Raw genomic sequence first — 11,959 nt, forward strand, 5'->3', positions numbered from 1 at the left:
GGTCAACTGCCGCGGTACGTCGAGAACGACCACGGCGAGCAGAGCAGCGGCACGTGATAGTGCTGTGCCGGATCGAATACGGTGAAACGGATCGGCACGACGTCGGACAGCGCGCTCGCGTCGTTGAAATGCGTGCCGATCGAGAAACGCAGTTCGAACTGCCCGGCCCGGGCTGCTTCGCTGCTCAACATCGGCGCGTCGGTGCGCCCGTCGGCGTTGCTGACCGTCCGCTTCAGCAGACGCGGCGGCGTCACGCTCAGGTCGTAGAGCTCGATCGGCACGCCGCCGATCGGCTTGCCGGTCGTCAGGTCGAGAACATGGGTGCTGATGCCAGCCATTCGCTTGCTCCAATTCGGGTCGGGGGTATCCGCAAAGAACCTGCCGCTCAGCTGCCGCGGTAGTACGTGTAGTTCCACGGCCCGAACTGCACGGGCAGATGCAGCCGCACCGATGCATCGGTGATGCGGAAGCGGATCGGCACCTCGGACAGGAACGCCGGCGACGGCAACCGCACGCCCTTCGTCCGGAAGTAATCGTCGACACGCATCAGCAGCTCGTAGTCGCCGGCCACGTACGTATTGCCGATCAGCAACGGTGCGTCGGTCCGTCCGCTCCGGTTGAGGACTGCGGTGCGGATCGACACGGATTCGCCCTTCTCGATCCGCGAAAACTCGACGTGCATGCCGGCTGCCGGCGCACCATGGTAGGTATCGAGCAGGTGGATGGTCAGCCGCGGGCTCGCGCCATGCTGCGAAATCGGATCGGCAGCCTGCGCGGGTTGCAAGGCATCGCCCTGCCCCGCCGGCAGCGTCGCGGCCTGTACACGGCCGGCCAGCAGCACGCCGCCGGCCGCGGCCATCGACGCCATCACGAACTGCCGGCGCTCACGCTTGATGATGTCGCTCATGATCAGGACTCCTTCGACTTTCGGGACTGCACGATGGCGGTCACGACCAGCACGGCGGCCATCAGCTCGATCGCCGCGACGAGGTAGAGGCCCGGCGCGAGACTGCCGGTCGCGCTCTTGACGAGCCCGAGCACGTACGGCGCACCGAAGCCGGCGAGGTTCGATACCGAATTGATCAGCGCGACGCCGATCGCCGCCGCACTGCCCGCCAGATACAGGTTCGGCAATTGCCAGAACACCGGAATCGCGCTCATCGTGCCGGCCAGCGCGATGATCATCGCGGCGATCGTGAACGCAGGCGCGACACCGGGCATCCCGAGCAGCACAGCCATCGCCGCCATCGCCAGTGCGCCGCATCCGGCGGGCACCGCGAAATGCCAGCGCACTTCCTGGTTCCGGTCGGAACGCGCGCCGTTCAGGATCATCCCCGCCGCGCCGAACACGTAAGCCAGCGCGGCGATCCAGCCGATCACCACCGTCGCACCGAAGCCCGAGTCGCGAATGATCGTCGGAATCCAGAACGTCAGCGCGGAGTTCGCGCACAGCAGGCAGAAGAAGATCGCGATCAGCAGCCACACCTTCGGATTACGGAACAGCGTGCGCCAGTCGTGGCCGCGCTCGCCGAGCTCGCGTTTGTCCGCGTCCAGCGCGTTGCGCACGACCTGCTGCTCGGCAACGGACAGCCACGTCGCCTGCTCGGGCCGGTCGGTCATGTAGAAGTACGCGACGACGCCCGCCAGCACCGACGGGATGCCCTCGATGACGAACAGCCATTGCCAGCCGTGGAAGCCGTGCGCACCGTCGAGCGACGTCATGATGCTGCCGGCCAGCGGGCCGCCGAGCACGCCGGCGATCGCCGACGCCGACATGAAGGTGCCGAACGCCTTCGCACGCCGCGAACTCGGATACCAGTAGGTGAGGTACAGGATGATGCCGGGGTAGAAGCCGGCTTCGAATGCGCCGAGCAGAAAGCGCAGGATGTAGAACTGCGTCGGCGTCTTGATGAACGACTGCAGGATGCAGATGATCCCCCAGCCGATCGTGATGCGCATGATGGTCTTCTTCGCGCCGATCTTCTGCAGCAACGCGTTCGATGGCACTTCGAAGAAGAAGTAGCCGAGAAAGAAGATGCCGGCGCCGAGCCCGTAGACGGCCTCGCTGAATTTGAGCGTATCGAGCATCTGCAGCTTCGCGAAGCCGATGTTCACGCGGTCCAGCCACGCGAGCACCCACAAAGCGCAGAGAAACGGCAGAAGGCGCCACGACACCTTGCGGTAGACGTGCTCCTCGAGCGTCGGCTCGACCGCCGAATAGACTGACGAATGCTGTTCCGTGACCGACACAGGTGTCTCCTGAAATGACGCGGCCGCGCTGCACCGGCGACGCGACCGCCCGTCCCGCGGCCATGCCATGCGGCGGATCGGGTCGAGCATCGGCGGCTTGCAAGGCCGTGATCTTGTTGTGAAGCCCGACCATATCGCAGGGCTCCCGCAGCAGACAGGCGCGGGTTGTTATAGGCCCCATAGCAAACCGCGCTGCTGGCCGCCCCGTACCGCTTCGCGGGGCGTCACCCGTCATGCGCGGCGATCGTTTCGCCCGGCTCGGCGCCGCTCCCTGCCATCTCGCCATTGCCGCACGCCCCGTTGACGCCGTTCGGCACTCGACGGCAAAGTGGAGCCGCTCAACGAATCCGAAATCACCATGCGCCACGACGACCCGCTCGACACCTACCTGCTTCGCGTGCTCTGCACGCTGGTCGAGGAACGCAGCGTGTCGCGCACGGCGATCCGGATGAATCAGTCGCAACCCGCGCTCAGCAGCGCGCTGAAACGCTTGCGCAAGCTGTTCGACGATCCGCTGCTCACGCGCGAAAAGAACGAGATGGTGCCCACCGAGCGCGCGCTGCAGCTCGCGCAGGACGCGCGGGTCGCGCTCAACGCGCTCGACAAGATGTTCAGCGCCGACGACGCCTTCGATCCGCAGCGCACCGACCGCACGTTCACGATCGCGATGCCCGACTACCTCGCACCGCCGTTCTTCGCGGACCTGGCGCGGCGGTTCCGCCAGCACGCGCCGAACGCGAAGCTCGTGACGCTGCCGATGGGGACCGACTACGACTACGAGAAAGCCCTCGCGGAAGGACAGGTCGACGTGGTGATCGGCAACTGGCCGACGCCGCCCGAGCATCTGCACATGAACGTGCTGCTGGAGGACGAAATCGTCTGCCTGATGTCGAAGGACAATCCGCTCGCGAAGCCCGGCAGGCTGACCGCCGAAAGCTATATCGACGCGTCGCACCTGGTGCCGCTGCCCTATTCGAGCTCGCAGCGCGGCGTCGTGGAAAGTTCGCTCGCGACGTTGCGCCTGAGCCGCGGCCGGCAGATGTCGTGCCCGTACTTCAGTCTCGCGCCGTACCTCGTCAGCGAGTCCGACCTGATCCTGACCACCGCGCGGCATTTCGCGGCCTACTACGCGCGCCGCCTGCCGCTGCTGATCCGCTCCGCGCCGTTCAACTTTCCGCTGATGCGCTTCTACGTGCTGTGGCATCCGAACAAGCATCGCTCGAACGCGCACGCGTGGCTGCGCGGGCTGCTGTCGGACAGCGGCGAGCGGCTGACGTCGATCGCCGGCACCGCGTGACGCGCACCACGCGGCAGGCCTGCAACGGCCGGCATGCGGGGTCGATGCGTCGACTGGTATACGGCCAATAGGTCTTGCCCACTTCTGGTCGGACCGGCGCGATTCCTATACTCGGAACCTCCATTCCCGCTCGAAGGTTCCTGCAGACGATGTCCTCGACTCCACTCGACACCACCCACCTCGCCGCGCTCAACGCGATGACGAAGGACCAGTTCGTTCAAGCCCTCGGCGACATCTTCGAGCACTCGCCGGACGTCGCCGAAGCCGCATGGGCCGCGCGCCCGTTCGCGTCGGTCGACGCGCTGCACGACGCGATGATGGCCAGCATCCGCGCGCGCAGCATCGACGCGAGAAAGGCGTTCTTCGATCGCCATCCGGAGCTGTCGGCACAGGCGGTACGCGGCGGCGGGCTGACGCACGCATCGGTCAGCGAACAGACGAGCGCCGGTCTCGACGCGCTGACCGACGACGAGGAAATCCGCCTGCAGCGGATGAACCGCGCGTATCGCGAGCAACACGGTTTCCCGTTCATCATCTGCGTGCGCCACTACACGAAGGCCGGCATCTTCTTCGAACTGGAAAGCCGGGTGGCGCGCGACACCGCCTTCGAACTCGACTACGCGCTGAACCAGATCAAGGCGATCACGCGCCGCCGGCTCGATCAGCGCGTCGCGTGACGCACGCCGTGCCCGGTCGCGGAAACGAGGGCCGAAGCGGCATGCGCGTCGGCCCTCGGGCCATTTGACCCCGGCCCGGAGCGCGCCCGGCCGGGCGAGCGGCGCGCCGGCGGCGACCCGCACAACCTTGCCAGCCCGATCAAACCAGTCCATAATCCGGCTCTTTCCGGTTGGCTGAACGGGAAATCCTTAAGGATCAACGGCTTGACGGCGTATCGCCACTCCCGTCGCCACGTTCCGCAACCGCGCGCCAGCCGCCTCGTCGAAGGCGGCTTTTTTGTACCGCGCCGGCGCTTCCCGCGCGCCCGATGCCCTCGCCCGAACCGAGCCTTTCTCTGTACCGATGATGCACGACGATCCGAACGAAGCCGGCCTGCCGCCGCACGACGACGCCATTCCCGACGAAGCCGACCAAGCCGCCGAAGGCGCCGACGAAGTCAACCCGCTGCACCGCCGCCGTATCCGCAGCTTCGTGACGCGCGCCGGCCGCGTGTCGACCGGCCAGCGCCGTGCGCTCGACGAATTCGGCCCGCGCTTCGTGGTCCCGTATGCGCCGGAGCTGCCCGACTGGGACGCGATCTTCGGCCGCAGCGCACCGCGTATCCTCGAGATCGGTTTCGGGATGGGCGCGTCGACCGCGGAAATCGCCGCGCACCGCCCGGGCGACGACTTCCTCGGCGTCGAGGTGCACGAGCCGGGCGTCGGCGCGCTGCTGAAGCTGATCGGCGAGCAGGATCTGTCGAACATCCGCATCATCCAGCACGACGCGGTCGAGGTGCTCGAGCACATGATCGCGCCGGCAAGCCTCGACGGCGTGCACATCTTCTTCCCCGATCCGTGGCACAAGGCGCGTCACCACAAGCGCCGGCTGATCCAGCCGCCGCTCGTCGCGCATCTCGCATCGCGCCTGAAACCCGGCGCGTACCTGCACTGCGCGACCGACTGGCAGAACTACGCGGAGCAGATGCTTGAAGTACTCGGCGCGGAACCGACGCTCGAAAACACCGCCGCCGATTACGCACCGCGCCCCGACTACCGTCCGGTGACGAAATTCGAACGGCGCGGGCTGCGGCTCGGCCACGGCGTGTGGGACCTGGTGTTCCGCAAGCGCGCAAGCTGAGCGGCTTCGCCCCACGCAAAATGAAAAAGCCCGACCGGCATCTCTCGCCGGTCGGGCTTTTTCATGGGCCCGCGCATCGGCCCATGCTCGGCATCACGCCCAGTTCAACCACCCGCTGTAACCCACCAGCAACACGAACAGCCCGAACGCGATCCGGTACCACGCAAATACCGTGAAGTCGTGCGTCGCGACGTAGCGCAGCAGCCAGCGCACGCACACGAACGCACTGACGAACGCCGCGACGAGCCCGAGCGCGAACAGCCCGAGCGAATCGACGGTGAACGCCTGCCAGTCCTTGACGGTTTCGTACAGCGTCGCGCCGAAGATGATCGGGATCGCGAGAAAGAACGAGAATTCGGTGGCCACGCGGCGGTCGAGCCCGAACAGCATCCCGCCGATGATCGTCGAGCCCGAGCGCGACATGCCGGGCACCAGCGCGAAGCACTGCGCGATCCCGACCTTGAACGCGTCGAGCGGCGTCAGCGCATCGACCGACAGCACGCGCGGCGGCTCGCTGCGTTCGCGCTGCCGCGCCTCGGCCCACAGGATGATCGCGCCGCCCACGACGAGCGCGAACGCGACGGGCACCGGCGAGAACAGCACGGCCTTGATCTTCTTCTCGAACAGGAGACCGAGCGCGATCGCGGGAATCGTCGCGATCACGACGTTCAGCGTGAAGCGCTGCGCATCGGGCCGGCTCGGCAGCCCGGACACGACGGACACGATCCGCTGCCGGTATTCCCAGCAGACCGCGAGGATCGCGCCGAACTGGATCACGACGTCGAACGTCTTCGCGTGCGAATCGTTGAAATTCAGGAAGCTGCCCGCGACGATCAGATGACCGGTGCTCGACACCGGCAGGAATTCCGTCAGCCCCTCGACGACGCCGAGGATCAATGCCTTGCAGATCAGGATCCAGTCCATCCGTGGCCCAACTCCGAAATGGTCGAAAGAAAAGGCCACTCTTGCGCGCGCGGCCCGCCCGGCCGTGCGCGCGCCGTCGTCACTTTTCGACGATCGCCACGCGTATGCCGTTTGTAAGAATCGTAATTGTACCGGGTTCGTAGTTCACCCCGGCAAATTGGAGCTGTTCGGGCTTGAACGTGTAGATCGGATAGTTGGTCAGCAACTGCGTCGCCAGCAGGCCGGCGGCCGCGCCGACCTGCTGCGCGTACATCTGCGCATCGCCGTCGAGCACGAGGCTGTCGACGGCCGGCGCCTTCAGCACGACCGAGCGGCTCGGCGCGTCGTACGCGAGCTGGCCCGACACGGTGAACTTGCCGCTGACGGGCCCGCGCAGGAACGGGCTCGCGAAATGGGCGTCGAGCTGCACGGCGACGCGGTTCTGGTCGGGCAGCAGGTTGACGGCCGGGTTCGCGAGCGACACGTCGACCACCTGCGCGACCGTCTTCTGGTAAGGAAACTTGCGCGCGACGGCCTTCTGCACGTCGCCGCGCGAGAACGTGTAGTGATCGGGAATGAACGGGAACGTCGACGCGCACGCGGCAAGCGATACGCACACGCCGACGGCGCCGATGGCGGCAGCGAGAAAACGGCGCCGGCCGGGCGCGCGAGCAACGGTCATGCTGAACCCTCTCCTGGATGCGCCGGCCGCGTCGCGGCCTCGAGGCGTGTGAGCCACGCGAGCGAGTCGTCGCGCGACGCGCCGCACATGTCGGCGGACGGCTGCAGCCCGGAACAGCACGCGGGGCGCTCGGGCCGGCCGAAGATCATGCAGCGCAGGTCGTCGCCGAGCTGCACGCAGCGCACGCCGGCCGGCTTGCCGTCGGGCATGCCCGGAATCGGGCTGGAAATCGACGGCGCGATGCAGCACGCGCCGCAGCCCTCGCGGCACGCATGCGGCGGCGGGACTTCGGCGGGCGCCAGGCGGACAGGCATTTCGACGGACACTCGGCTCTCTCGACGAACAACGAAAAACGGTGCGGCAACCGGACGCGGCGTCCGGCAGCCCCACCCCGCATTGTGCCATCGCCCGCTGCGACGTTATTACACAATGCAGCCCGATCGCGCGTTCATATACTCGGAAGCATCCCAAAAAGCGCGAGACCGCCATGCGTTCTGGTTCTGCCGACACGATGTTCCGTCCCGATTTAGTCGCGAAATACGGCGCGAACGGGCCGCGCTATACGTCGTACCCCACCGCGCTGCAGTTCCGCGACGATTTCGACCCGGCCGACTACGGTCGCGCGGCGCGCGACCCCGGCGCATCGTCGAGCGACCTGTCGCTGTACTTCCACATCCCGTTCTGCAACACCGCGTGCTTCTACTGCGGCTGCAACAAGATCGCGACCAACAACCGCCGCCGCGCGCGCCCGTATCTCGACCAGCTCAAGCGCGAAATGGCGCTGCAGGCCGCGCTGTTCGATCCGTCCCGCCCCGTCACGCAACTGCACTGGGGCGGCGGCACGCCGACCTTCCTGTCCGACGACGAAACGGCCGAGCTGATGGCGGCCACGCGCGAGCATTTCTCGCTCGCGCCGGATACCGACGCCGAGTTCTCGATCGAAATCGACCCGCGCACGGTCACGCCGGCCACGCTCGTGCACCTGCGCACGATTGGCTTCAACCGGTTGAGCCTCGGCGTGCAGGATTTCGACCCGGTCGTGCAGCAGGCGATCAACCGCATCCAGCCGCTCGCGATGACCGCCGACCTGCTCGGCGCCGCGCGCGCGACGGGCTTTCATTCGGTCAGCGTCGACCTGATCTACGGGCTGCCGCACCAGACGGTCGCGGTGTTCGCGCGCACGCTCGAGACGATCATCGAACTCGCGCCCGATCGGCTGTCGGTGTTCGGCTACGCGCACATGCCGCACCTGTTCAAGATGCAGCGGCAGATCGACGACACGACGCTGCCGCCGCCCGAAACGCGCATCGCGCTGCTCGGCCTCGCGATCGACATGCTGACGTCGGCCGGCTACGTGTACATCGGGATGGACCACTTCGCGCGGCCGTCCGACGAGCTGGTGCGCGCGCAGCGCAACGGCACGCTGCAGCGCAATTTCCAGGGCTACAGCACGCGTGCGGATACCGACCTGATCGGCTTCGGCGTGTCGTCGATCGGCAAGGTCGGCGACGTCTACGCGCAGAACGCGAAGGACCTGCCCGCGTACGGCGCCGCGCTCGACGCGGGCCGGCTGCCGATCGCGCGCGGCGTGCGGCTCACGCCGGACGACCGGCTGCGCCGCGACGTGATCACGCAACTGATGTGCAACCTGGAACTGCCGTTCTCGCATGTGGAGGCCGCGCACGGCATCCGCTTCGCCGATCATTTCGCACGCGAGCTCGACGCGCTGCGCCCGTTCGAGCGCGACGGGCTGCTGACGATCGCGCGCGACCGCCTGACGATCCACCCGGCCGGCCGGATGGTCGTACGCAACATCGTGATGGCGTTCGATGCGTACCTCGGCCAGACGCCGCGGCAGCGCTACTCGCGCACGGTTTAGGGCCGGTTCGCGCCGGCCACGGGCGGGCCGCCGGCCGCAAGCAGGCGGCCGGTTTGATACAGTGTGAGGCTTACATCCGCTTCGCCAGCCCCCCAAGATGCGCACCACCAAAGCGACCCACGCGGTCGAACGCCTGAAGACCCGCTCCGGCAACCCGCAATTCGCGGCCGTCGCGATGGCGGGCGGCCTGTTCTATCTCGTCGACCGCTCGGGCGGCACCGCCGAGAAGCGCTGCGAGCCGCTGCCGCTCGACGAATTCGTCAAGTTCGTCGACGAATTCGGCCCCAAAAAACCGCGCAAGGCGAGCAAGCTCGACCTCGCGTTCGAGGCGCAGATCAAGAAGAGCAAGGGGTAAAGGTCTGTTGCAGGCCGCCTGAAGGCTTCGCGGCCGTGCCCTTTGGTACAATCACGAAGTTTCTCTATCCCCGCTGATGGCCGACCTGGCTGCGTGACCACACCATGAATATCGAAAACGCGCGTTTCAACATGATCGAACAGCAGATCCGTCCGTGGGACGTGCTGGATCTGGATGTCCTGGGCCTGCTGTCGATCGTCAAGCGTGAAAACTACGTTCCGGCCCAATACCGCGATCTCGCATTCGCCGATCTCGAACTGCCGCTGCCCGGCGGCGCCAGCAAGATGCTGTTCCCGCGCGTCGAAGCGCGCGTGCTGCAGGAGCTGGGCGTCAAGAAGCACGAGAACGTGCTGGTGATCGGCGCGGGCTCGGGTTACCTCGCCGCGCTGTTCGCGCATCGCGCGCAGCACGTGACGGCCGTCGAGATCGATCCGGCGATCGCGAAATTCGCGGAAGACAACCTGCGCAACGACGGCGTGACCAACGCCGAAGTCGTGCTCGGCGACGGTTCGCGCGGCTGGGCCGCGAAGGCGCCGTACGACGTGATCTGCGTCGCGGGCGGCCTGCCGGTCGTGCCGCAGGAAATGCTCGAACAGCTCAAGGTCGGCGGCCGCCTGTCGGCGTTCGTCGGCGGCCGTCCGGTGATGAAGGCGCAGATCATCACGCGCATCGACGACAAGCAGTACCGCGTGGCCGACGTGTTTGAAACGTACATCGACCACCTCGTCAACGCGATCGAGCCGTCGCGCTTCAAGTTCTGAGCGGCGGAGCCTCCATGCAGATCCTGACGCCCGCGATGCTCGCGGAATGGCTCGGCGACACGGCGCGCCCCGCGCCGGTCGTGCTCGACGTGCGCGAGCCGTGGGAAATCGCGACCGCGCAGATCGCCGGCAGCGTGTCGATTCCGATGCAGCAGATTCCCGCGCGCAGCGAAGAGCTCGACGACGAAGCGGAAATCGTCTGCGTGTGCCATCACGGGATGCGCAGCGCGCAAGTCGCGATGTTCCTCGAATCGCGCGGCTTCACCAAGCTGTACAACCTGCAAGGCGGGATCGACGCGTGGTCGCGCGACGTCGATCCGTCCGTGCCGCGCTACTGACCGATCCTTCCGGCCGCGCATCACGCGCCGCCGCACCGCCCGGCCCCCGCCGCCGGCCGCACCGATCCGCCGAACGGGCGCGCATTGCGCGCCCGTTTCTCTTTTCCGCGCGCCGTTCCGTCGTTTCCCGCGTCGCGGCGCCGCGGCACCGACGTGCACCATTTGCGCCCGCGCGTCTGCACCGCAACGGACCGCGCATGCTGCACGACGCGTCATCCGCACCGCCCCGATGCCCGCCGATGCCCCGCGCAGGCACGCCGGACGTGCATCCGCGCGACTGGCACATGCCTTGCGTTACACGATGGCCGGCGCCGCCACGGCGCACGCACATCCAACACGACAAGGGGATCCCGATGAAACGTCGCAGTCTGTTGAAGTTCGGTTCGATGGCCGGCGCGCTCGCGCTGGCGGGCAAGAGCCCGTTCGCGCACGCGGCCGATGCGGGCACCGGCCCGATCAAGGTCGGCATCCTGCATTCGCTGTCGGGCACGATGGCGATCTCGGAGACGTCGCTGAAGGACACCGCGCTGATGACGATCGCCGACATCAACAAGAGCGGCGGCGTGATGGGCCGCAAGCTCGAACCGGTGGTGGTCGACCCGGCGTCGAACTGGCCGCTGTTCGCCGAAAAGGCGCGCCAGCTGCTCACGCAGGACAAGGTCGCGTGCGTGTTCGGCTGCTGGACGTCGGTGTCGCGCAAGTCGGTGCTGCCGGTGTTCGAGGAGCTGAACGGGCTGCTCTACTACCCGGTGCAGTATGAAGGCGAGGAAATGTCGCGCAACGTGTTCTACACGGGCGCCGCGCCGAACCAGCAGGCGATTCCCGCCGTCGAGTACCTGATGAGCGCGGAAGGCGGCGGCGCGAAGCGCTTCTTCCTGCTCGGCACCGACTACGTGTATCCGCGCACGACCAACAAGATCCTGCGCGCGTTCCTGAAATCGAAGGGCGTGAAGGACGCCGACATTCAGGAGGTCTACACGCCGTTCGGCCACAGCGATTACCAGACCATCGTCGCGAACATCAAGACCTTCGCGCAGGGCGGCAAGACGACCGTGGTCTCGACGATCAACGGCGACTCGAACGTGCCGTTCTACAAGGAGCTGGGCAACCAGGGGATCAAGGCGACCGACGTGCCGGTGGTCGCGTTCTCGGTCGGCGAGGAAGAGCTGCGCGGGATCGATACGAAGCCGCTGGTCGGCCACCTCGCCGCGTGGAACTACTTCATGTCGGTGAAGAACCCGACCAACACGAAATTCAAGGACCAGTTCGCCGCATGGGTGAAGGCGAACAACCTGCCGGGCGGCGCGAAGCGCGTGACCAACGATCCGATGGAAGCGACCTACGTCGGCATCCATATGTGGAAGCAGGCCGTCGAGAAGGCGAAGAGCACCGACGTCGACAAGGTGCGCGTCGCGATGATCGGCCAGACGGTCGCCGCGCCGTCGGGCTTCACGCTCGCGATGGACGGCAACCATCACCTGCACAAGCCGGTGATGATCGGCGAGATCCGTGGCGACGGGCAGTTCAACGTCGTGTGGAAGACGAAGACGGCCGTGCGCGCGCAACCGTGGAGCCCGTTCATCGCGGGCAACCAGGGCAAGCCGGACGTCGTCAGCTCGATTCCGGCGTTCCTGCGCCGGCAGCGCGCCGCGCTGGCCTGACGTCGAGCGGCGCGTCGCGCTTCGTGTGCGACGTGC

14 protein-coding genes are annotated in these 11,959 nt (G+C 67.0%); 8 read left to right on the forward strand and 6 right to left on the reverse strand.

All coding sequences use genetic code 11. The features are described 5' to 3' along the window. Positions 1 to 2: 2 nt before the first annotated feature. The 3 genes from uraH (H0X91_RS22770) to H0X91_RS22780 are packed head-to-tail and all read right to left on the reverse strand — an operon-like array spanning position 3 to position 2,250. Positions 3 to 338, reverse strand: coding sequence for a hydroxyisourate hydrolase (gene uraH / locus H0X91_RS22770; RefSeq protein ID WP_006488577.1), 336 nt, complete (start codon positions 336 to 338; stop codon positions 3 to 5). Positions 339 to 385: 47 nt separating this feature from the next. Then, complete coding sequence (uraH, locus tag H0X91_RS22775) at positions 386 to 907, reverse strand: hydroxyisourate hydrolase (protein WP_196433368.1); 522 nt, start codon at positions 905 to 907, stop codon at positions 386 to 388. A gap of 2 nt (positions 908 to 909) precedes the next feature. Beyond that, the gene (locus H0X91_RS22780) at positions 910 to 2,250 is read right to left on the reverse strand and encodes an MFS transporter (protein ID WP_006496622.1); all 1,341 of its coding nucleotides are present in this window, start codon (positions 2,248 to 2,250) and stop codon (positions 910 to 912) included. A gap of 358 nt (positions 2,251 to 2,608) precedes the next feature. Between H0X91_RS22780 and H0X91_RS22785 the strand changes: the two genes are divergently transcribed. The 3 genes from H0X91_RS22785 (at position 2,609) to trmB (ending at position 5,344) form a co-directional block, all read left to right on the forward strand. Further along, positions 2,609 to 3,547, forward strand: coding sequence for a LysR substrate-binding domain-containing protein (locus H0X91_RS22785; protein WP_060213986.1), 939 nt, complete (start codon positions 2,609 to 2,611; stop codon positions 3,545 to 3,547). A 149-nt stretch (positions 3,548 to 3,696) separates the two neighbouring features. Continuing rightward, positions 3,697 to 4,224, forward strand: a complete 528-nt coding sequence (gene uraD, locus H0X91_RS22790; RefSeq protein WP_006488536.1) for a 2-oxo-4-hydroxy-4-carboxy-5-ureidoimidazoline decarboxylase — start codon at positions 3,697 to 3,699, stop codon at positions 4,222 to 4,224. A 343-nt stretch (positions 4,225 to 4,567) separates the two neighbouring features. Then, on the forward strand, positions 4,568 to 5,344 hold the full coding sequence (trmB, locus tag H0X91_RS22795) for a tRNA (guanosine(46)-N7)-methyltransferase TrmB (protein ID WP_006496623.1): 777 nt from the start codon (positions 4,568 to 4,570) through the stop codon (positions 5,342 to 5,344). Between the two features lie 93 nt (positions 5,345 to 5,437). On the opposite strand, the gene H0X91_RS22800 is transcribed toward trmB, so the two are convergent. The 3 genes from H0X91_RS22800 to H0X91_RS22810 all read right to left on the reverse strand — a co-directional run bounded on the left by H0X91_RS22800 (position 5,438) and on the right by H0X91_RS22810 (position 7,243). Next, positions 5,438 to 6,268, reverse strand: coding sequence for an undecaprenyl-diphosphate phosphatase (locus H0X91_RS22800; RefSeq protein ID WP_006488560.1), 831 nt, complete (start codon positions 6,266 to 6,268; stop codon positions 5,438 to 5,440). 79 nt (positions 6,269 to 6,347) lie between these two features. Further along, entirely contained in the window at positions 6,348 to 6,929 is a 582-nt protein-coding gene (locus H0X91_RS22805) for a DUF1439 domain-containing protein (RefSeq protein WP_006496624.1), read from the reverse strand. Next, positions 6,926 to 7,243 (reverse strand): YkgJ family cysteine cluster protein, encoded by a 318-nt coding sequence (locus H0X91_RS22810; protein ID WP_196433369.1) that lies wholly within the window; start codon positions 7,241 to 7,243, stop codon positions 6,926 to 6,928. The genes H0X91_RS22805 and H0X91_RS22810 overlap by 4 nt, the downstream gene beginning before the upstream one ends. A gap of 173 nt (positions 7,244 to 7,416) precedes the next feature. Between H0X91_RS22810 and hemN the strand changes: the two genes are divergently transcribed. The 5 genes from hemN (at position 7,417) to urtA (ending at position 11,923) form a co-directional block, all read left to right on the forward strand. Continuing rightward, a complete protein-coding gene (gene hemN, locus H0X91_RS22815; protein ID WP_196433370.1) occupies positions 7,417 to 8,808 on the forward strand; it encodes an oxygen-independent coproporphyrinogen III oxidase in 1,392 nt (463 codons plus the stop codon). 97 nt (positions 8,809 to 8,905) lie between these two features. Then, the gene (locus tag H0X91_RS22820) at positions 8,906 to 9,163 is read left to right on the forward strand and encodes a hypothetical protein (RefSeq protein ID WP_006488573.1); all 258 of its coding nucleotides are present in this window, start codon (positions 8,906 to 8,908) and stop codon (positions 9,161 to 9,163) included. 104 nt (positions 9,164 to 9,267) lie between these two features. Beyond that, a complete protein-coding gene (locus H0X91_RS22825; protein WP_006488564.1) occupies positions 9,268 to 9,924 on the forward strand; it encodes a protein-L-isoaspartate O-methyltransferase family protein in 657 nt (218 codons plus the stop codon). 14 nt (positions 9,925 to 9,938) lie between these two features. After that, positions 9,939 to 10,262, forward strand: a complete 324-nt coding sequence (locus H0X91_RS22830; RefSeq protein WP_006488544.1) for a rhodanese-like domain-containing protein — start codon at positions 9,939 to 9,941, stop codon at positions 10,260 to 10,262. 353 nt (positions 10,263 to 10,615) lie between these two features. Further along, positions 10,616 to 11,923: an urea ABC transporter substrate-binding protein gene (gene urtA / locus H0X91_RS22835; RefSeq protein WP_006496630.1), complete on the forward strand. Its 1,308-nt coding sequence runs from the start codon at positions 10,616 to 10,618 to the stop codon at positions 11,921 to 11,923. The last annotated feature ends 36 nt before the right edge of the window (positions 11,924 to 11,959 follow it).

The sequence above is a fragment of the Burkholderia sp. 9777_1386 genome, from assembly GCF_015712265.1.
In the GTDB taxonomy this organism is placed as follows: Bacteria; Pseudomonadota; Gammaproteobacteria; order Burkholderiales; family Burkholderiaceae; genus Burkholderia; species Burkholderia cenocepacia.

What these genes read in the sequence shown, in the direction of transcription:
- uraH (WP_006488577.1), bottom strand. Translation starts at nt 338, where the DNA reads ATGGCTGGCATCAGCACCCATGTTCTCGACCTGACGACCGGCAAGCCG.
- uraH (WP_196433368.1), bottom strand. Translation starts at nt 907, where the DNA reads ATGAGCGACATCATCAAGCGTGAGCGCCGGCAGTTCGTGATGGCGTCG.
- H0X91_RS22785 (WP_060213986.1), top strand. Translation starts at nt 2,609, where the DNA reads ATGCGCCACGACGACCCGCTCGACACCTACCTGCTTCGCGTGCTCTGC.
- uraD (WP_006488536.1), top strand. Translation starts at nt 3,697, where the DNA reads ATGTCCTCGACTCCACTCGACACCACCCACCTCGCCGCGCTCAACGCG.
- trmB (WP_006496623.1), top strand. Translation starts at nt 4,568, where the DNA reads ATGATGCACGACGATCCGAACGAAGCCGGCCTGCCGCCGCACGACGAC.
- H0X91_RS22800 (WP_006488560.1), bottom strand. Translation starts at nt 6,268, where the DNA reads ATGGACTGGATCCTGATCTGCAAGGCATTGATCCTCGGCGTCGTCGAG.
- H0X91_RS22805 (WP_006496624.1), bottom strand. Translation starts at nt 6,929, where the DNA reads ATGACCGTTGCTCGCGCGCCCGGCCGGCGCCGTTTTCTCGCTGCCGCC.
- H0X91_RS22810 (WP_196433369.1), bottom strand. Translation starts at nt 7,243, where the DNA reads ATGCCTGTCCGCCTGGCGCCCGCCGAAGTCCCGCCGCCGCATGCGTGC.
- hemN (WP_196433370.1), top strand. Translation starts at nt 7,417, where the DNA reads ATGCGTTCTGGTTCTGCCGACACGATGTTCCGTCCCGATTTAGTCGCG.
- H0X91_RS22820 (WP_006488573.1), top strand. Translation starts at nt 8,906, where the DNA reads ATGCGCACCACCAAAGCGACCCACGCGGTCGAACGCCTGAAGACCCGC.
- H0X91_RS22825 (WP_006488564.1), top strand. Translation starts at nt 9,268, where the DNA reads ATGAATATCGAAAACGCGCGTTTCAACATGATCGAACAGCAGATCCGT.
- H0X91_RS22830 (WP_006488544.1), top strand. Translation starts at nt 9,939, where the DNA reads ATGCAGATCCTGACGCCCGCGATGCTCGCGGAATGGCTCGGCGACACG.
- urtA (WP_006496630.1), top strand. Translation starts at nt 10,616, where the DNA reads ATGAAACGTCGCAGTCTGTTGAAGTTCGGTTCGATGGCCGGCGCGCTC.